Raw genomic sequence first — 201 nt, 5'->3', positions numbered from 1 at the left:
CGGTCGTGGCTTCCGCCAGAACTTTATCCGTGCCTTGCTCCAGATAGTTCACGCTCAGCTTTTGTGCTGTTCCTTTGTAGTAGAAGGTGTACACATTACCTTCTGCTTTAAAGGTGTAGCTATCGCTTTCCTTCACTGGCGTGTAACCCGCTACTTCCGCGGCTGTCAGCTCCACCGTTTTACCTGTTACTCCGTCTACGG

The 201-nt window shown here is 51.2% G+C and carries 1 protein-coding gene; it reads right to left on the bottom strand.

The features are described 5' to 3' along the window. Positions 1-201, bottom strand: a 201-nt coding sequence (locus tag M3650_RS33500) for a hypothetical protein (RefSeq protein ID WP_251580334.1), incomplete at both ends; no start/stop codon positions are given.

Origin of the sequence: Paenibacillus sp. MER TA 81-3, from assembly GCF_023713585.1 — a bacterium.
GTDB lineage: Bacteria > Bacillota > Bacilli > Paenibacillales > Paenibacillaceae > Paenibacillus_B > Paenibacillus_B profundus.
The sequence above is the reverse complement of the archived record's forward strand: the minus strand, read 5'-3'. Positions and strand labels throughout refer to the sequence as shown.